This window comes from Paenibacillus sp. FSL H8-0168 (assembly GCF_038592955.1).
GTDB lineage: Bacteria > Bacillota > Bacilli > Paenibacillales > Paenibacillaceae > Paenibacillus > Paenibacillus polymyxa_B.
In genome coordinates this window covers 3430591-3449263 of the sequence record NZ_CP151948.1, presented here as the reverse complement: position 1 = coordinate 3449263, position 18673 = coordinate 3430591, and the positions used below count along the sequence as shown (strand labels likewise).

Genomic DNA, 18673 nt, shown 5'->3' with positions numbered 1-18673 from the left:
GTATTTTAAGATGCATGATTTTCCGGCGAACGGTCATACTATTTTTGCCATGATATTTATAGCAAAAAGGTAGGGAGGACTCGCCAGTGTGGAAATGGATCAGTATCGCCATCATCGTCGTTATATTACTTGTGCTGGCTATTTTGCTCTCTCGTATTCGATTGAAGCTGGATATTGCCAAACATGACAATGATGATCGGGCGCATCTAGAGATCAGATTTCTATACGGGATGATTAAAATAAATTACGATGTTCCGGCCATTCTCATAACAGGTTTGAAAAAAGGGCTTCTCTATCGGCTTGATCGCAACAAAAACATACATAAAACGGATGCCTCCGTGGATAGCGGTAATATTGATACAGAAAAAATCAAGCAATTTATATATGATATACGGGTTTTGCTCAAGGGAACGAAATCCTTCAATCGATGGTTGCGACATACATTGGCACATGTGACGATGTCCAAAATGGAGTGGTCCACTAATATTAGTCTTGCTGACGCGGCTTATACAGCTACCTCAACCGGTATTTTGTGGGGATTAAAAACGACCTTGATCGGTTTTGCTTCCAGCTTTGTGCGCATGGATTGTACCCCTAAGCTGTATGTTGTGCCGTATTGGGTGGATCGCTTGCGTTTTACCACCACTTTGAACTGTGAAGCAAACGTATCGCTCGGCTATTTAATTTTCTCCATGTTCATCTTATCTTACCGCATATGGCGCGTTCCGGGTGGACCCGAGGCATGGAAGCGGGTTTTTTTCAAAAAAAATGAAGATCTTCAAGCTAACAATGAAAGATAAACAATGAAGTGTGGTGAAACTTAATCTTTCTAAACTTTGGGATTTCAGTGTCCTCCAGATTAATGCATAGCCGAATCGAATGACATACATATTTCCTTGAACTCCTGCGCACAATAGCGAAAGAAAAGGCAGTCTACGCTTGAGATAAGCAGAGGAGGAATTAATCATGTCAGATCACCCGATTCAAGGGCTCATGCAAACCGCAATGGAAAACATTAAAGCCATGGTAGACGTGAATACGATTGTGGGAGACGCGGTGGAAACACCCGATGGTTCCGTTATTTTGCCAATCAGTAAGGTAGGATTTGGTTTCGCTGCCGGGGGAAGTGATTTTAACGTAGACGAAGAGGCACTTCATACTTCCTCGGCTTCGGGTAATCATAGCGGGAAGGAAGGTCATCCTTTTGGTGGCGGTAGCGGTGGTGGTGTATCTATTCATCCCATTGCTTTTCTGGTTGTTGGTAAACAGGGGGCACAAATCGTTCCATTGGACAATCAAACGCATCTGATTGAGAAACTCATTGACTCCACCCCATACCTGATTGATAAGGTTCAGTCTATCTTCCGGAATGCAGGCGGCAACGTGCAGACTCCACCCCCACAGGTACCTGTAGATATTAATATTGATCAGAGTAATTCTGGACCGGCTTACTTGTAAAAGTCATTGGAAATGAAAAGCGTTCTCTCAGGAAGGTATCCCAAAGCCGAGTATAGGCTAAGGAATACCTTCTTTTTTGCTTACACTTGGCCCTATCCCCGAATATACTGCCTTCCCCCAATGACAGCATGTATACGGTGACTGTATTCCTGGTGATACAAAGTAGGCAGCGACAATTCATTTTTTCGATTTCCTTCGGTAGCGAACTGCGATAAGTAGATGAAGTCCGGATAGACCACTTCATTCGTCAAATAAGCAGATACCGTGGCTTCCGGCCGACGATGTTGATTCAGGGAATCGATAATACCCTTCGCCGGCAAGATGCCAATCCCATGTCCATAAAACAAGTCTTCCTTCAGCTTAACGACATTTTCTCCTTTCCATTCCAATGTTTCAGATGACACATCCGGATTGTTGAAATACAGAATATCGCCAGGAGCTGCTTTATGACTCCCTTGCTGCTGTATGAGCCTGAGGTCACTGTCATAATGCCAGTCATACAGCAGCATACCTGCAAAAATCCGATTAAACTCACTTTCCAGAATGGAATCCAGCACTCCTTTGTACAGCACAATAACCATAGCTGTTGCACATTCAAAAGCGTATTGATGACCGTTTAAAAAAATGTCTCTGATCCCCTCTGCCGGAGTGACACCTGCTTTAATCTGAAAACCACCCTTTTCCGTTAAATCCCAAAATTGCTGGTTGCAACGTGCGGTAGCAAAAGTGGCAAAGGATACACCGCTTCGATGCAATGCTTCTGCGGACTCTACAATCCGTGATCTTAAAATCATTTCAAACTGGAGACGCAGCATGATGTAACCCCCAAATCCATATTTAACTTTGGTAACTAATATATATGTACTCGGGAGGGCAAGTTGCTTGGTTTATGCAGAAAGAAAGCAAAAAGAGAGCAGCTAATGGCTGTACCGTAAAGGAATTTTCTGTTATAAAGGTGGACATACTTTGAACAGCTTGGACATATACTGGTACAAGACTTGCTCAAAACCGGAGGAATCCAAATGTTTAAAAAAAAGCAACACATTCACGCGGACCACAGCCATTTCTTGAACAAGGCACGCGCATTTGTTTTGCCGCTGGTGGTTCTACTTATTTTGTCATTGCCGCTTACGTTGCTGAGTCCACAGCCCGTTCGGGGAGCGATAAAAACAGAAGCAGCGCCGCCCGCATTAGGAACCCATGCACAGGCTGCTTCTTTAATTGATGTCACATCAGGAAGAATCATTTATTCTACCGAGGGTGACCGGGAGCTACGTATTGCCAGCCTGACCAAGATTATGACTGCAATCGTGGCCATTGAACATGGACGCTTGCAGGACCGGGTAAAGGTGAGTCCAACCGCGTATGCCAAAGAAGGGTCCTCGCTTTTTCTGCAAATGGGTGAACAAATGTCGCTGGAAAATATGCTGTACGGCTTAATGCTCCGTTCTGGAAATGATGCCGCTTCTGCCATTGCTGAGCATGTGGGGGGGACGGAAGAGGGATTTGTCCATTTGATGAATGACAAGGCGGTTCAGCTTGGGCTAAGCCACACACATTTTGCTAATCCTCACGGGCTGGATGCCGAGGGACACTATTCCTCAGCCAATGATATGGCCCGACTTACTGCTTATGCGCTGCATAATCCAACTTTTGCCCGTATCGTAAAAACAGAACTGAAAAAAGCACCGAATCCCAACGATTCTTGGGACTACTCATGGCACAACAAAAACAAAATGCTGCGGCTGTATGAGGGAGCTGACGGTGTGAAAACAGGCTTTACCAAAAAAGCGTTTCGCTGTCTGGTCAGCTCTGCCACACGGGACGGCCGCCAGCTCGCTGCCGTTACCTTGAATGACGGGGACGATTGGAACGATCATGCACGTATGCTTGATTACGGATTCCGATATTATCCGCTCATTCCGATTACGGACAAGCAGCAACCTATCGATGGTTACCCACTATTAACAGGTACAAGCTTTGCCTATCCTTTACATGATGGTGAGAAGACCCAGTTGCACAAAAGACTGGTGTTGTATAAAAATTCTGCTTCTGCAGACAGAGCGGACGTATCTTTTGGCTTACGAGGGCGGGTCGAATTCCTTATAGAAGGTAAACTTATCGGTTCTGTTCCTGTGTATGAAAAAGGTAGTAAGCTGCCTGCTCAAAGTACCGTACAGCCACAGCAAGAGGCTCCAACTGCACAAGATCCTGCGAACAATACTCAGCAACAAGGTTGGACGAGCAGATGGAACGAAATCCTAAAAAATTTGTTTGGAGCCTAGGGCAAGCAGGAAATTAGAGCTGGGACGTGTCACATCATTGGGAAAAGGAGGAATCAGCCATGATTCATCTCATATGGGTGGCTTTGATTTGTATTGGATTTGTATTTGCTGCCGCGCAGGGAAATATTGAGGTGGTGACGAAAGCAGCTTTTGACGGGGCAACTACGGGGGTTACAGTGTGCTTTGGACTGATAAGTGTGCTGGTGTTTTGGATGGGCATGATGAGGCTGGCTGAAGATGGTGGGCTCTTACAGAAAATATCCAAGCTGCTTTCTCCTTTGGTTGCCTTTCTCTTCCCTGATGTTCCGCGTAATCATCCCGCTATGGGTTACATTTTGTCCAATATGAGCGCCAATCTGCTGGGCCTGGGGAATGCAGCCACACCGATGGGAATCAAGGCTATGCAAGAGTTGCAGACGCTCAATCCAGATAAGCAAACCGCCACACCAGCCATGTGTACGCTGCTCGCCCTGAATACAGCCAGTATTACGCTTATTCCTACGACGTTGATCGCGATACGGCTTAATTTTCATTCCGCACATCCGGCAGAAATCGTCGGTACGACGCTGGTAGCGACCGCAATAGCCACCTTTGCTGCTATTGCGGCGGATCGTTGGTACCGTAGTCGAGAATTGCGCCGCCGTCCTCCAGCGATTCCGCCGTCCCAGACATCCTTGGCACCACTCACCTCATCAGCACCAACATCTGCTGCCTCTTCAACGACGCTGCCCGTATCTTCACCTGCCGTTCCGCGAACGGGAATCACGGCTGCCAAGGGCAGGGACACCACTTGGAAAGGATGAGGGAGGCATGCTTAATTTTATAAACCTCGTATCGACTTGGGCCATTCCGGTTATTCTCGCTTTTATTCCTTTATATGCATATGCTAAAAAGGTACCTGTCTACGATTCTTTTGTGGATGGAGCCAAAGACGGCTTTTCTACCGCCATCAGCATTATTCCTCATCTCGTAGGCATGATGGTGGCGATTAGCATTTTTCGAGCATCCGGCGCTTTAGACTATTTGATCTCCTGGGTAACCCCATGGATTAAACACTGGGGTGTACCCGGTGAGGTACTGCCTTTAGGCTTGCTTCGTCCATTGACGGGCACCGGTTCACTTGCGTTCACGACGGATCTAATTCGCACTTATGGCCCGGATTCCATGATCGGTCGGATCGCCTCAACGATTCAGGGCAGCACAGACACGACGCTATATGTGCTAACTGTATATTTTGGTGCGGTAGGTATCCGCAATGGACGGTATGCTTTGAAGGTAGGACTATTTTCAGATGTGGTTGGTTTTGTGGCAGCCATTGCCATTTGCCTGCTTGTATTTTAATTTCTGCATCGTTTTTTGAACGGGGGTTGTGATTTTGCTCATGGATGGGTATCATTAGCATGAGGTGAATTAGCGAACATGGAAAGATTGCAGAAAATATTGGCCCAAGCTGGTGTAGCTTCCAGACGTAAATGTGAAGAGCTTATTCAGTCGGGCAGCGTGGAAGTGAACGGGGTTGTCGTAACTGAACTGGGAACGAAGGCAGACCCTGATCAAGATATGATTACGGTAAAGGGACGCCCGATCAAAACCGAGAAAAAAATCTATCTGATGATGAACAAACCTAAAGGAGTCATTACGAGTGCTTCCGATCCGGAAGGCCGTAAAATCGTGTCAGACTATCTGAAAGGCGTTAAGGAACGCGTATATCCGGTAGGGCGTCTCGATTACGACACCGAAGGACTGCTGTTGCTTACCAATGATGGCGAGTTCGCCAATCTGCTCACCCATCCCAAGCATCATGTGCCCAAGACATATGTGGCAACAGTCAAAGGCGTTCCGCATGGTACTGAGCTGGACAAGCTGAAAAAAGGAATCGTGCTGGAAGATGGCATTACTGCACCAGCCGAGGTAGAATATAAAGATGTAGATCCGAATGGTAAGGAGTCTGTGATCCAGATTACCATTTATGAAGGCAGAAATCGCCAGGTAAGACGGATGTTTGAGGCCATTTCACACCCGGTCATCAGACTCAAGCGAATTGCCTTCGGTGATCTTTTGCTACAAAACTTGAAGCGCGGTCTGACCAGACCCTTAACCAAGGACGAAATCAACCGTCTCATTCAACTTGCCAAATCAGACAACACGAAAAAGAAACGGACAGGACGGGGGTCATAACCCCGGCCTTTTTGGTGTAAAGAGACTGTTGGATGAGAGTAAAGTTTGACCAAGCACGGGAAAATAGTAAAATAGAGAGAATGGTTTTTTTAGCGAAGGGGCTGGGAATATGTCAGAACAAAGCAACCGCATATTAATTGTAGATGATGAAGAACGCATTCGCCGCCTTCTGCGGATGTATCTGGAAAAAGAAGGATATGCAATTGACGAAGCTGAGGATGGTGAGATTGCCCTCCAAAAAGCGACTGCAAGCGATTACAGCATTATTTTACTGGATGTAATGCTTCCGGGGATGGATGGGATTGAGGTGTGTACACGGCTGCGTCAGACCAAAGCTACACCTGTGATTATGCTGACTGCCAAAGGTGAGGAAGTGAACCGTGTACAAGGCTTTGAAGTCGGAGCCGATGATTATGTAGTTAAGCCCTTTAGCCCGCGAGAAGTCATTTACCGGGTGAAGGCGATTTTACGCCGTTCGTCGGAAACTGCCTTTTTAACGAAAGAGGCGGTACCAAGCAATAGTATTGTTTTTCCGAATCTTATCATTGAGCATGATGCGCACCGGGTAACTGCGGGCGGGATTGAAATCAGTCTCACACCTAAAGAGTACGAGCTGTTGCACTATTTGGCGGTGTCGCCAGATAAAGTCTTCTCGCGTGAGGAACTGCTGAAAGACGTTTGGAATTACGAATTTTTTGGTGATCTGCGCACTGTGGATACGCATGTGAAACGGCTTCGTGAAAAGCTGAATAAAGTATCGCCAGAGGCAGCGGCTATGATTACGACCGTGTGGGGCGTAGGTTATAAGCTGGAGGTTCCAAAATAACGTGAACTTCTGGAGATCGCTGGTAGGCAAGCTGTGGATCACCATCATTTGTCTTGTAGGCTCTGTGCTTATTTTTCTAGGGCTTTTTTTATTGCCGTACATCAACAGAAATTTTGCGGCGTATGAATCGACGGAAATCAAGCATTTGTTCACCTATACATGCATTGTCGGATTTTTATTGACGACCTTTTTTGCCTTATTCCTTTTTACTAAAATCACACAGCCTATGCAGCTGTTGATTCAGGCGGCGAATGCGATTCGTGAGGGAAGGTATGATACTCGGCTTTCGTTGGTGACCAGTGACGAAATTGGAGAACTGGCGAAAACTTTTAATCATATGTCTACGGAACTGGAAGCAACGATCCGCAGTCTGAATGAGGAGAAAAACCATTTATCCAGCGTACTGCGAAGCATGTCTGATGCCGTAATCACCTTTGACAGAAGCGGACAAATCATCTTGACGAATCCACCGGCACAAAGTCTGTTGGATATCTGGAAAAAGCTGGAGTGGCAGGAACGTGATCTTGAGGAGTTTGGAGCTTCTGTACCTGAGCCTTTGCAGTCTCTGTTCCATACTGTTATGGACAGGGGAGAAGATGTCGGAGACTATATCCATGTCAAGAAGGGCTCCTGGTCGGTGCAGATGGCGCCTCTGTATACGGATAATGCAATCCGCGGTGCAGTAGCTGTGCTTAGAGATATTACGGAAGAAGTGAAGCTGGAGAAGATGCGGAGCGATTTTGTGGCCAACGTATCTCATGAAATCCGTACACCTTTATCTATGATGCAGGGCTACAGTGAGGCGTTGCTGGATGGCATGGCGGGTTCCCCTGAAGAATCCGAGGAGCTGGTACAGGTCATCCATGATGAATCATTACGCATGGGAAGGTTAGTCAAGGATCTGCTTGATCTGGCCCGAATGGAGGCTGGTCATACAGACATGCACCGACAGGAAGTGGATGTGAATGAGCTGATCGAGCGTGTTCACCGTAAATTTACGGTACGTTCAAAGGAACAGGGACTGACACTCGATTACCATGAGCAAGGCCAACGTTTACTGCTGCCTGAGGCAGATGAAGACCGACTGGAGCAGGTATTGACCAACTTGCTGGATAATGCATTCAGACATACACCCGGCGGGAAAAAGGTTACTATTGCGGCGGATCGAATTTTGGGAGAACGGCATGAGTTAATCCGTATTCGGATTAAGGATGAAGGTGTAGGCATTGCCAGCGAGGATCTACCTTATATTTTCGACCGCTTCTACAAGGCAGATAAGGCCAGAGTACGTGGTGAGGATAAAGGGACTGGTTTGGGACTTGCTATTGTCAAGAACATTGTAGAGGCTCACGGAGGCTCTGTCTCTGCTGCCAGCGTATTGGGGGAAGGGACGGAATTTACTATTTTGCTGCCCATCTCCAACAAAACAAAGCTGGGTCTGTAACAGAATTATAAGTCCCAGCTGATATACCCCGGTTTGCAGGCATCCTCGGAAGAGGGTGCTTTTTGTTGGAAAATCAACATTTATCTTGTTCAACGTGGAACATCCTATTTCATGTATGATGATTGCTCTCATGACAGATAACGGTATAAGAGAAAAAGACGCCTGGGTAGCCAGGCGCCTCTCTTTATTATAAAACCATGGACTTCTCTATTCTCTGGAACTAATTTAACACTACTTCTTGGGCAGTATTTAGTTCTGGCAAACCAACGAGTTGAATCAGCACGTCTTTTGGTACAGCTTTATCAACGGTCAGGATCATGATGGCTTCACCGCCGACAATTTTACGCCCTACTTGCATGGAAGCGATATTGACGCCGTTCTCCCCAAGCAAGGTGCCGACACGACCGATAATGCCTGGTTTATCATTGTGGGAGATGAGCAGGAAATGAGCTTCCGGTGCCACATCTACCGGGAACTGGTTCAACCGAACAATACGTTCGCCATAGCCTGCCAGCAGGGTGCCAGATACACGTTGCTCTTCGCCGCTCTGCGTCTTGAGTGTAACGGTAATCAGATTGGTAAAACCCTTGGTGGCGGGCGCCTGAGATACGACAAGATGGATGTCACGTGTTTTGGCCAGATGTACAGAGTTTACAATGTTCACATCGCTACCCAGATGACGGCTAAGAACACCTTTCAAAATATACCGTGTCAGCGGCTGTGTATCCACAGAGGACAAATCGCCGGCGTAATCTACCTGAATTTCACGTACAGCCTGGTTCGTGATCTGAGCGGCAAAGCTGCCCAGCTTTTCTCCAAGCGAGAAATATGGCTGCAATTGCGTCATGACGTTGGATGGTACTGGAGGCATGTTGACCGCATTTTTAAAAGGCTCATCACGCAAAATATGCAGCACTTGCTCGGACACATCGATAGCTACATTCTCCTGAGCTTCGACAGTCGAGGCACCCAGATGTGGTGTGACGATAATTTTCGAATGACTCAGGAATGGGTGATCCTGTGCTGGCGGCTCTGACTCGAATACGTCAAAGGCTGCACCGGCAACGATACCTTCATCAATGGCTTCAACAAGAGCCATTTCATCGATAACTCCGCCCCGGGCACAGTTGATGATACGCATTCCTTTTTTCATCACTTCAAACTGTGGACGAGCAATCATATGTTTCGTTTCCGGTGTTAATGGTGTGTGTACGGTCATAAAATCTGCGTTGCGGATAATTTCGTCCACGCTCGCCAGCTTAATGCCCAGCTTCTCAGCGCGTTCTTCCGTTAGAAATGGATCATAGCCGAGGATGCTCATGCCAAATGCTTTAGCACGTTTAGCGACCTCACTGCCGATACGTCCCATGCCGAGGACTCCAAGTGTTTTGTTACGCAGTTCGACACCGAGAAATGTTTTACGATCCCATGTACCGCCAATGGTTTTGGCATATGCCTGTGGAATATGACGTGCTAGAGCCATCATCATCGCAAAAGTGTGCTCACAAGTCGTAATCGTGTTGCCGTCAGGAGCGTTAATAACGATAATCCCGCGTTGTGTTGCTGCTTCGAGATCGATGTTGTCCACTCCGACCCCAGCTCGCCCTACAACCTTGAGGTTCTTCCCTGCCGTCATGATGCGTTCGGTTACCCGAGTTTGGCTTCGAACGAGTAATGCGTCATAGTCACCAATAATTTGAACCAATTCATCCTCGCTGAGACCTGTGTTCTTGTCTACCGTGACATCGTCTGCATCCATCAGTTGCTGGATGCCCAGGTCACTGATCGGATCGGATACTAACACTTTAAACATTTGGTTTCCTCCTCAAAGTTAACTTCTTTTATGGACAGGATGTACTTCAAACTGAAATACATTCCATAAAGAACATGAAAAAACTTGAAATGCTTCTAAAAGTACAGGAGAGCGGTGTAAAATACTAGTGTGATAACGCATTGACGCAGAAAAGGGATAAAATAGTATTATGCACCAAACTGACGATCAAAAGTCTTACGCGGAGGCGCTTTGCGGTTTTCGGGCATCAAAAAAACCCCCGAATCACATACTATCTCCATAGTAAGGGACGAGAGTTATCGTGGTACCACCCTAATTCGCAGCCATTTCGCAATGGACTGCCTTCAGCGGTCATAAATGACCGAAAGGATAACGGTTTTCTGCCGATTGCATCTAATGCCGGGAAGTATTCCACAGACCTCGGTGCAATAACTCAGGAGCGCTGAAAGTAGTTACTTCGTCACCGGCTTCCACCCAAGCACCGGTTCTCTGAGGACGAAATCAATACCTTTTCTCCATCATTGTTGTTGTCGCTAATAATTTTTTCATAATGTATCATGGCTTACATGGGCATGTCAATAGGACATGCGACATGTGTGGATAGCCGTCTAGATATATAGCTACAGAATGCGGAAAATTAAGATTTAAGTCTTCTTGAATCCGCCCGACTTTTTGGCTATGATGCTAAAGAAGACTATGCAGAGGACTAACTAACTATGAAAAAGCTTAAAGTGAAATGGAAAAGAGCGCAAATTCATGAATTGAACGACCGCTTGCTGCTTTACAATTTGTATCTAACTCAGGGGCTGACCCTGCTGATTGGCGCAATCTGGATATTTTTTCAGAAAAGAAATGTGTTAGAACTATTTGCATTGCCGAACACTCTGCACGTCTTATGGTGGGGATTGGGATTGGCCGCCGCTATGTTACTTGTGGATCTGTTGCTATCCCGGATTATGCCTGAGGATGCTATGGATGACGGTGGTATTAACCAAATGCTGTTTCAAAATCGTCCGGTTTGGCATATTATTTGTATAGCAGCTATCGTCTCTATCTGTGAGGAACTCTTGTTCAGAGGTGCAATTCAGTACAGCTTTGGTCCTTATTGGACAAGCATTTTGTTTGCGGTGATTCATATCCGGTATTTACGGCATTGGATTCCCACTGGCTGGGTTTTTCTTAGCAGTTATGGATTGGGCTACATATATGTGCAGACCGGTAGTCTGTGGGCACCGATCATTTGTCATTTTGTGATTGACCTTATATCTGGCTTAGCGTTACGTTTTCGGAGGTATGAAGAATGAATCAGGAACTTAGCAGAGTGCAGACCTATGGTAGCCGTCGAAATGGTCGCAAAGGCAAGGAGGAGGACAGGTCAAAATCTAAACCAGTTCGCTCCCGTGCTTCACGGCCCGTGCCAGAATTGGCTCACGTTGCCGCTGTACCAGAAGTTGCTGTGACGATGGAGGATGATACTCCTGCCAGTGAGTACCGAACGCGGGCAGAAATGTTTCCGTCCCGCCGTATTCGGGTAAGCAAGTGGTTTTTAAATTTTTTGAGTACTCTTTTTGTGCTGATTACTGCAGCGTTACTGTGGTGGGGCATCAAGGGTGCACCACCCATCAGTGAAATGCTTTGGTAATATAAAGTAAGTATGGACGTCTGTGCTTAGGTCAAGGCGCGTAATGATACGGTAAAAAGGCCTCCATCTCCGCATGAATAGCGGAGAGTGGAGGCCTTTATTGCATCATCTACAGTTAAGACTGAGTATACGCAAGTGTCTATTTGCTGGCAGGAACCTCAATGCTTTGAGGATCAACAAATTGGTAACCCTTTTGCTCGAGGCGTGTCAATAGACTGTCCAGAGCCTCAGCTGTCCATGGCAGTTCATGCATCAAAATATTGCTGCCTGGATGAAGTTGTTCCGTTACGTTTTTGAGAAGTGCCTCCGTTTTATTAGGCTGATTCTTTTTCATTGTCCAGTCCAGAGAACCGACGGACCATGTCATGTATAGGAGACCGTTTTCCTTAGCGACCTTGCGACCTACGTCTCCGGCGGCACCATGAGGGGGACGGAAGAATACGGGGGCTTGTCCTGTAATGTCCTTAACAACTTTTTGTACCGATTCAATCTGTTTTTTGACCTCAAGCTCAGATTTATTCTTCAGCACGATGTGATCCCAGCTATGGTTGCCGATGGGCTGTCCACGGTCATGGATAAGCTTAAGCAACTCAGGATGCTCTTTTACACGGTAACCGTTTACGAAGAAAATCGCTTTCGCTTTGTGTTTATCCAATACATCTATGATTTTGTTGATCATGGCTACTTCCTTAGGACCATCATCAAAGGTCAGTAACACGACTTTTTTTTCGGTGCCTTGTTGGTTAGGAATTACATTGTAGGCTTTGTTCAAGTGATACATTTTGTTATTGGTAGTTGCAGATGTCGCAGCTCCTGTTTCGTTGCTTTCGCTGGTTTTATCATTTTGTGCATTGGTTTTACCCGCTGAATTATGATCATCACTGCCTGCTTGCTTACTGCTGCTTTTTGGGGAAGAGACGCTGCTCTGATCTTTGGCGCTGTTACCTGAGTCAGACGCTACCGAATCCTGCTGGTTGCTTGTTGCCGCAGATTCCGGCTTGGTTGCAGTGCAAGCACTAAGCAGCAGACATGCTGTGAACAAAATGGCTGCTGTTTTTGTACCCATTATTTCATCTCACCTTCCTGTATTTTATACCGTATGAGTTTGTCACTACTGACGAACACTATGCTTGATTCTACCACAAAGGGAGGTTCTAATTGTGAAAACATCTTCATTTTTCCTGGGAATCGTCTTGGGCGCTGTAGCAAGCTCTTTGATCTCCCGCAACCGCGACATGTTGGGCTTATCTATGGACATGGGTGGGAAAAAAAGCGGCAATTTAGTGCAGAAAGCCCGTACTAAAATGATGGACGCGGCATTCCCCGGAATGGGCGAGATAACGCTCAATAAAGAAGACACCCATAAGGATCAAGACCATCATTCACAAACAGATAAAACCGCTCATAACGCCCATACTGCCAAGAACAAAGAAGAAAATATGAAGTTGATTAAAGACTTCATCAGCACAAGTCCCGATGTTAAACGTGAGGTCGAGCAAATTTTGAAAGAAACTCATACAGCCGTACCGGGATTGTAAACCAGAAACCTTTATTCCGAATCATTTTGCGGCTTTTTTGTAAAAGCCGTTCAAATGATTCTTTTTTTTATCTTTTTATTGCGTGCATTTACGATTATAAAATGATAACATGATTACATAGAACCATTTTCATCACAGGCATCATAATTGCATCATAATCTGTTAATAACACTCGGCTGCCAGGAGGAGGGTCCAGTATGAAAATAGAAAGATTAAGTCAGGACAAGATACGGATTTTCCTTACCTTTGACGATTTGAGCGAACGCGGTATTCAAAAAGACGATATGTGGCAAGAAATTCCAAGAGTTCATGAGCTGTTTACCGAAATGATGGATCAGGCATACAGCGAACTGGGCTTCGACGCCACGGGACCGTTAGCTGTCGAAGTCTTTGCGCTTCCTGCTCAAGGAATGGTTGTTATCGTCACCCGGGGAAAATACGACCATCAACAGTATGGTTCGGGTCCCGATGAGGAGCTTCCAGAGGAAGTCTACGAAATGGAAGTCACGCTGGAGCATAGCGATTCCATCGTTTACGCGTTTAGCGATTTCGAAGTACTCATAGAAGCGGCTCATATGCTTCGTAGTAACACTACGGAAGCAGGTAAGCTGTATCATTATAGAGGAAAATGGATTCTGCACTTGGAACCAGAAGAAGTAGAGGAGTCCAAGCTTGCGGCTTTAATCGCTGTTCTTGCTGAATTTGGAGAAGGCTCATCCGTTACACCAGCTATGTTGGAAGAGTACGGCAAACTGGTCATTCCTGAGCAGGCAGTTGCTGTCATCTGCACTCATTTTGACAGCCGTTCTTGATTCGTTTTATCGAAAGTGATATCGAAGTGAATTTGTCGGCTCTGCGCTGAAAGCAGGGCCGACTCATTTTTATGGAGGGATGATCGGTGCTTCTGTTTTCGGTTTTAGCGGCAGCCACAGCGCCGGGTCTCGCCTTATTGATGTATTTTTACTTGAAGGACAGGTATGATTCGGAGCCACTGCACATGGTTATTAGAGTGTTTTTGCTCGGCTTTTTGGTGGTTCTTCCTGTCATGATTTTTCAACGCGGGCTGCTGCTTTGGCTAGGGGATCACACGTTAATCCAGGTGTTCGGCATTTCAGCCGGAGTGGAAGAGTTTTTTAAATGGTTTCTGTTGTATCACATCATCTATAATCATACCGAGTTCGACGAGCCTTATGATGGTATTTTGTATGCGGCCGCAGTCTCACTCGGATTTGCAACGGTTGAAAATCTGTTATATGCCTGGGCGGGTCATGCTTCGATTAGCTTGATGCTGATGAGATCATTGCTACCGGTATCCGGTCATGCGATGTTTGGCGTAATGATGGGCTACTACATGGGGAAGGCCAAGTTTTCAGAGGGCTTGAGGAGCAAATACATGTTGCTGCTGTCATTGGTGCTTCCATGGTTCTGGCACGGAGTATACGATTTGATTTTAACGAAATTTTCACATGACTGGATCTGGTTTATCATTCCACTTATGGCATTTCTATGGTATGGAGGAATGGCGAAGATCAGTCGAGCTAATAACCGTTCTCCTTTTCGTTTGTTAAAACGGGAAGAAAAGGTTAATATGTAACGAAATGGGACACACTGATCTGACAAACCTGTTAGAGAAAGAGGTGTCTTTTTTTTGCGTATAAAAGTAAGAATTCATTGTAAAAGATGTGGGGAACGTTTTGTGCTGAGAGGACGTATAGAGCAAGGACAGATTCAGACCGGCTTTAAACGCTGCATTTGCGATAACTGTGAGTTTATTGTTGAAGTCATGGAAAACCATGCATAAGAGAGCATTCTTCTTGTCACACTATCGGTAGTGTACTTGAAGAAAGGAGACTCCCAATATGTATAAGCGACTTAGTGCCGTATTGTTCCCGGTGGTTACCCTGATGATGATAGGAGCATTTGTGTGGGGTTATCAGCAAAGCCAGATGAGAAAAGAGGTGTCTCTTCAGGCAAATAGCATGTCGATAAAAGCGGAAAATCAATACCAGCGTGCGTTTCACGATTTGTCGTTTCATATGGATCAGCTGCATTCTCAACTCGGGAACGCGGTTGCTGTCCATAATACTTCACACGCGATGCACCGCAAATGTTTGATGAACGTGTGGAGGATTGCAAGTGAGGCCCAAAATGAGGTTAATCAGTTGCCTCTGAATGTAATGCCTTTTAATCATGCCAAGGATTTACTGTCACATCTATCCGCGTTTTCGTATCAGACCGCTGTCCGTGATCTGGATCACGAGCCTTTAAACGAGAAAGAAATTTCGAACCTGAAAACGCTATATAACAATTCCAAAGAAATTTCGAAAAACATGCAGGAAGTGCAGCAAAAGGTCCTTAGCAAAAATTTGCGATGGATGGATGTAGATATGGCGGCAGGTTCGCAAACTGGGCCGAAGGACAATACCATTATTGATGGCTTTAAAACCGTGGACAAAAAGGTGGAAAACTACAAGGAGCTGGATTGGGGACCGTCTGTAGCCAGCATCTATGATAAACGCTCTGTGAAAAAATTGAGTCTCCCGGCAGTGAATGCAGAACAAATTAAACGAAATGCCGCTGAATTTACAGGAAAACCGGAAAGTCAGATCCGTGTGAACGAAAACGGTAAAGGAACGGAATGGGCATCTTATACAGCTACCCTGCTAAATAAGAAGCAACCCGTGGCCAGTATGGATTTCACGAAAAAAGGCGGCAAGCTTATTTCTTATCATGACATGAGGGCAGTAGGTCCTAAAAAAGCAACACGTAATGAAGCGATTCGCTATGCTAGTGAATACCTTGAACAAAAAGGTTACAAAGGAATGAAGCCAGTTGCGTATGATGAAAGCGGGAATTTAGCTAATATTACATTTGCGAGCCAACAAGGGGACGTGATTATCTATCCAGAAAAAATCACAGTCAGATCAGGCCTTGATAACGGACAAGTGATCGGTTTTCAATCCAGTGATTATGTGTATGAGCATAGTCATCTCCGCCGCATTCCGCAAGCGAAATTGAATTTGAATGCAGCACGAGCAAAATTGAATCCTGAATTTCGTGAAACTTACCACCGTAAAGCATTAATTGAAAATGAACTTTCGAATGAAGTTCTTTGTTATGAATTTGGTGGTAAAATCAATGGTTCCGTCTACCGGATATACATTAACGCCAATACGGGGATGGAAGAAACGATTGAAGAGGTTAAAGATTCAGATGAACCTCAGGTTACTGCAAGTAATGCGTAGTTGATTACATGAAAATGAATCAATAGTCACTCTAAACCTCCTTCATGAAGGAGGTTTTTTGTGCTTTAGTCATAGATCGAACAAATATAATGCTTAATATAGGCACAAAGTCGTGGTATTATATACCTTAATTAGAGCTTTTAATGGACAAGGATGGTGGATCATTTGTTTCCCAAAATTAATGATGTGTTATACATACAAGTGGCTGGTACTGACCATAAGGACGAGATTTTTGAATTTAAGTCTCGTATTGTAGAAGAGGAGTCACAGAACTTCTTAATTGAAATTCCTATGTCACAAACAAGTGGGCATTTGAAAAAATTGTTTCTAGGGGAAGAACTGTCTATATTTTTTATGAGCGAGGGTGGGATTAAAAATTATTTTAATACCCACGTTACGGGTTTTAAAGAGGATATCCTCCGGATGGTTCGTATCCACAAACCTGCTCCAGACAGCATCAGCAAAATTCAGCGCCGCAACTTTCTTCGGGTTAAGGCCAACTTGGAAATTGCAGTAAAGCATGGTGCGAACGAGTCCAGGTTTGTAGCAGAGACACATGATGTAGGAGGCGGGGGTGTTTCTTTTCACACCCAGGGAACTCATCATCTTGAAGAAGGAGAATCATTGTCTTGCTGGATTTTAGTTCCATATAAAAACGGTACTCAGGAGCATGTTCCGTTCCAATCTGAAATTGTGCGCATTCAGCAGATGGAGAACGGTCGCAAACTCATTATGCTGAAATATGAGGAAATCGCTGATCAGGAGCGCCAAAAACTGATTAAATATTGTTTTGAAAGACAGCTGGAATTCCGGGGGAAATCTTAATCATCCGAAATTTTTCTTTTTTAGTAAACCTGTCGCTTATTTTGCATCGCCTATAAATGTGTGGTATAATTTTCACGTCGCAGGCAATGCCTGCTTTTTTCTTGAGGTTAGGTTAGGAGGAATTCCCTGTTGGCAAGGCAACATGTATCTTCAAGTAACAAAATAAATGTAGCCATTGATGGACCTGCTGGTGCAGGGAAAAGTACAGTGGCCCGCCTGGTGGCGAAAGCACTTTCTTATGTATATGTAGATACCGGAGCCATGTACCGAGCAGCAACCTGGTACATGATGCGTAAGGAAATTCCTGCAGAAGATGTACAAAAAGTGCTTCAACATGTACCTGAGCTGGTGATTGAATTAGTACCGGACCCCACAGGCCAAAAGGTTTATTGTAACGGGGAAGATGTAACCACTGTGATCCGTTCGATGGAAGTGACTAGCAACGTGTCACAGTATTCAAGTATTGCTGGTTTACGTACACGTTTGACTGAAAACCAGCGTGAGATGGCTGCACGCAAGGGTGTCGTTATGGATGGTCGCGATATTGGAACAACTGTACTTCCCGATGCGGAAGTCAAGGTGTTCATGACCGCAAGTGTTCAGGAACGTGCCTCCCGCCGTTTTAAAGAACTGAGCGAAACTGATGATATCACTCTGGAGCAACTGGAACGTGACATTGCGGCACGTGACAAGCTTGACGAGGAGAGGGAGGTATCCCCGCTTCGTTGCAGTGAGGACGCCATCGTGCTCGATACGACCCATATGGGCATTCAGGATGTCGTTGATACGATCGTATCTTATTGCTTAACGGAGAAGGATGGAGAGATCAGCCAATGATATATACTGTATGCGCCAGTATTTTGCGTCTTATTTACCGCGTTCTGTTTAGACTTGAGGCGGTAGGTAGGGAAAATGTTCCTGCCGAGGGCGGAGTGCTGTTGTGTTCTAATCATATTAGTAATCTTGACCCTCCTACAGTCGGTATTTTGCTGAAGCGAAAGGTTCACTTTATGGCAAAAGCCGAGCTGTTTAATGTTCCTGTACTGGGTCCACTAATTGGGAAACTGGGAGCTTTTCCAGTCAAACGCGGCGGTGTAAGTAAGGAATCCATTAAGCTGGCATTGAACATTTTGCGTGATGGTAAGGTTATGGGGATCTTTCCCGAAGGCTCCAGAGGAGCTGGGGGAATCGGTAAAAAGGGTGCTGCAAGCTTTGCGCTACGCAGTGGAGCGGCTGCCGTTCCGGTCGCCATTATTGGTGATTACAAGCTTTTCCGTAAAACGAAAGTGTTATACGGTAAACCTGTCAATTTGGACGCTTACCAAAAGGGTGCCGATATCGAAGGAGATCCGCTTGAACTTGCAACAGAAGCAATTATGTCTCGTATTCGCACGATGAAGGAAACGGGTAAGCCTACGAATAACTGAAAGGCTTGCATGA

Annotated in this window: 20 protein-coding genes and 1 other annotated feature; of the genes, 17 read left to right on the top strand and 3 right to left on the bottom strand. The window is 45.6% G+C overall.

Translation table 11 applies throughout. The annotated features are described in order from the left end of the window. The first annotated feature begins 86 nt into the window (after window positions 1-86). Both MHI21_RS15285 and ytfJ read left to right on the top strand, forming a co-directional pair. A complete protein-coding gene (locus MHI21_RS15285) occupies window positions 87-800 on the top strand; it encodes a DUF2953 domain-containing protein (RefSeq protein WP_342418460.1) in 714 nt (237 codons plus the stop codon). A gap of 166 nt (window positions 801-966) precedes the next feature. Next, on the top strand, window positions 967-1458 hold the full coding sequence (ytfJ, locus tag MHI21_RS15280) for a GerW family sporulation protein (RefSeq protein WP_039271014.1): 492 nt from the start codon (window positions 967-969) through the stop codon (window positions 1456-1458). A gap of 92 nt (window positions 1459-1550) precedes the next feature. On the opposite strand, the gene MHI21_RS15275 is transcribed toward ytfJ, so the two are convergent. Further along, window positions 1551-2273 carry a protein-glutamine gamma-glutamyltransferase gene (locus MHI21_RS15275; RefSeq protein ID WP_165177255.1) on the bottom strand — a complete coding sequence of 241 codons (723 nt, stop codon included), beginning with the start codon at window positions 2271-2273 and terminating at the stop codon, window positions 1551-1553. A gap of 207 nt (window positions 2274-2480) precedes the next feature. Between MHI21_RS15275 and MHI21_RS15270 the strand changes: the two genes are divergently transcribed. From MHI21_RS15270 to MHI21_RS15245, 6 genes are all read left to right on the top strand, one after another. Beyond that, on the top strand, window positions 2481-3743 hold the full coding sequence (locus tag MHI21_RS15270; protein ID WP_341163927.1) for a D-alanyl-D-alanine carboxypeptidase family protein: 1263 nt from the start codon (window positions 2481-2483) through the stop codon (window positions 3741-3743). A gap of 59 nt (window positions 3744-3802) precedes the next feature. Beyond that, on the top strand, window positions 3803-4546 hold the full coding sequence (locus MHI21_RS15265) for a nucleoside recognition domain-containing protein (RefSeq protein ID WP_039271021.1): 744 nt from the start codon (window positions 3803-3805) through the stop codon (window positions 4544-4546). Between the two features lie 7 nt (window positions 4547-4553). Next, window positions 4554-5084 (top strand): spore maturation protein, encoded by a 531-nt coding sequence (locus tag MHI21_RS15260; RefSeq protein WP_013310760.1) that lies wholly within the window; start codon window positions 4554-4556, stop codon window positions 5082-5084. 78 nt (window positions 5085-5162) lie between these two features. After that, window positions 5163-5921 (top strand): pseudouridine synthase, encoded by a 759-nt coding sequence (locus MHI21_RS15255; RefSeq protein ID WP_165177252.1) that lies wholly within the window; start codon window positions 5163-5165, stop codon window positions 5919-5921. Window positions 5922-6030: 109 nt separating this feature from the next. Next, window positions 6031-6747 carry a response regulator transcription factor gene (locus MHI21_RS15250; RefSeq protein WP_029517311.1) on the top strand — a complete coding sequence of 239 codons (717 nt, stop codon included), beginning with the start codon at window positions 6031-6033 and terminating at the stop codon, window positions 6745-6747. Window position 6748: 1 nt separating this feature from the next. Further along, window positions 6749-8191 (top strand): ATP-binding protein, encoded by a 1443-nt coding sequence (locus MHI21_RS15245; protein ID WP_071641423.1) that lies wholly within the window; start codon window positions 6749-6751, stop codon window positions 8189-8191. Between the two features lie 220 nt (window positions 8192-8411). On the opposite strand, the gene serA is transcribed toward MHI21_RS15245, so the two are convergent. Then, on the bottom strand, window positions 8412-10004 hold the full coding sequence (gene serA, locus MHI21_RS15240; protein WP_165177250.1) for a phosphoglycerate dehydrogenase: 1593 nt from the start codon (window positions 10002-10004) through the stop codon (window positions 8412-8414). A gap of 261 nt (window positions 10005-10265) precedes the next feature. After that, window positions 10266-10514: a binding site (T-box leader), on the bottom strand. A gap of 185 nt (window positions 10515-10699) precedes the next feature. On the opposite strand from serA, the gene MHI21_RS15235 reads away from it, so the two are divergent. Then, window positions 10700-11287 (top strand): type II CAAX endopeptidase family protein, encoded by a 588-nt coding sequence (locus MHI21_RS15235; RefSeq protein ID WP_061829230.1) that lies wholly within the window; start codon window positions 10700-10702, stop codon window positions 11285-11287. Next, a complete protein-coding gene (locus MHI21_RS15230; RefSeq protein ID WP_039271029.1) occupies window positions 11284-11625 on the top strand; it encodes a hypothetical protein in 342 nt (113 codons plus the stop codon). The genes MHI21_RS15235 and MHI21_RS15230 overlap by 4 nt, the downstream gene beginning before the upstream one ends. A gap of 139 nt (window positions 11626-11764) precedes the next feature. Here the strand turns inward: MHI21_RS15230 and MHI21_RS15225 are convergent, their stop codons facing one another. Further along, window positions 11765-12691: a polysaccharide deacetylase family protein gene (locus MHI21_RS15225; protein WP_342418459.1), complete on the bottom strand. Its 927-nt coding sequence runs from the start codon at window positions 12689-12691 to the stop codon at window positions 11765-11767. 94 nt (window positions 12692-12785) lie between these two features. On the opposite strand from MHI21_RS15225, the gene MHI21_RS15220 reads away from it, so the two are divergent. The 7 genes from MHI21_RS15220 to MHI21_RS15190 all read left to right on the top strand — a co-directional run bounded on the left by MHI21_RS15220 (window position 12786) and on the right by MHI21_RS15190 (window position 18660). Next, window positions 12786-13163: a hypothetical protein gene (locus tag MHI21_RS15220; protein WP_165177247.1), complete on the top strand. Its 378-nt coding sequence runs from the start codon at window positions 12786-12788 to the stop codon at window positions 13161-13163. A 197-nt stretch (window positions 13164-13360) separates the two neighbouring features. Then, window positions 13361-13975, top strand: a complete 615-nt coding sequence (locus tag MHI21_RS15215) for a genetic competence negative regulator (RefSeq protein ID WP_013310751.1) — start codon at window positions 13361-13363, stop codon at window positions 13973-13975. A gap of 86 nt (window positions 13976-14061) precedes the next feature. Continuing rightward, a complete protein-coding gene (gene prsW, locus MHI21_RS15210) occupies window positions 14062-14757 on the top strand; it encodes a glutamic-type intramembrane protease PrsW (protein WP_165177245.1) in 696 nt (231 codons plus the stop codon). 265 nt (window positions 14758-15022) lie between these two features. Beyond that, on the top strand, window positions 15023-16408 hold the full coding sequence (gene ypeB / locus MHI21_RS15205) for a germination protein YpeB (protein WP_061829227.1): 1386 nt from the start codon (window positions 15023-15025) through the stop codon (window positions 16406-16408). A 165-nt stretch (window positions 16409-16573) separates the two neighbouring features. Further along, on the top strand, window positions 16574-17233 hold the full coding sequence (locus tag MHI21_RS15200; protein WP_342418458.1) for a flagellar brake domain-containing protein: 660 nt from the start codon (window positions 16574-16576) through the stop codon (window positions 17231-17233). 129 nt (window positions 17234-17362) lie between these two features. Next, window positions 17363-18070 (top strand): (d)CMP kinase, encoded by a 708-nt coding sequence (gene cmk / locus MHI21_RS15195; RefSeq protein WP_338532518.1) that lies wholly within the window; start codon window positions 17363-17365, stop codon window positions 18068-18070. Next, a complete protein-coding gene (locus tag MHI21_RS15190) occupies window positions 18067-18660 on the top strand; it encodes a lysophospholipid acyltransferase family protein (RefSeq protein ID WP_013310746.1) in 594 nt (197 codons plus the stop codon). The genes cmk and MHI21_RS15190 overlap by 4 nt, the downstream gene beginning before the upstream one ends. Window positions 18661-18673 lie beyond the last annotated feature (13 nt).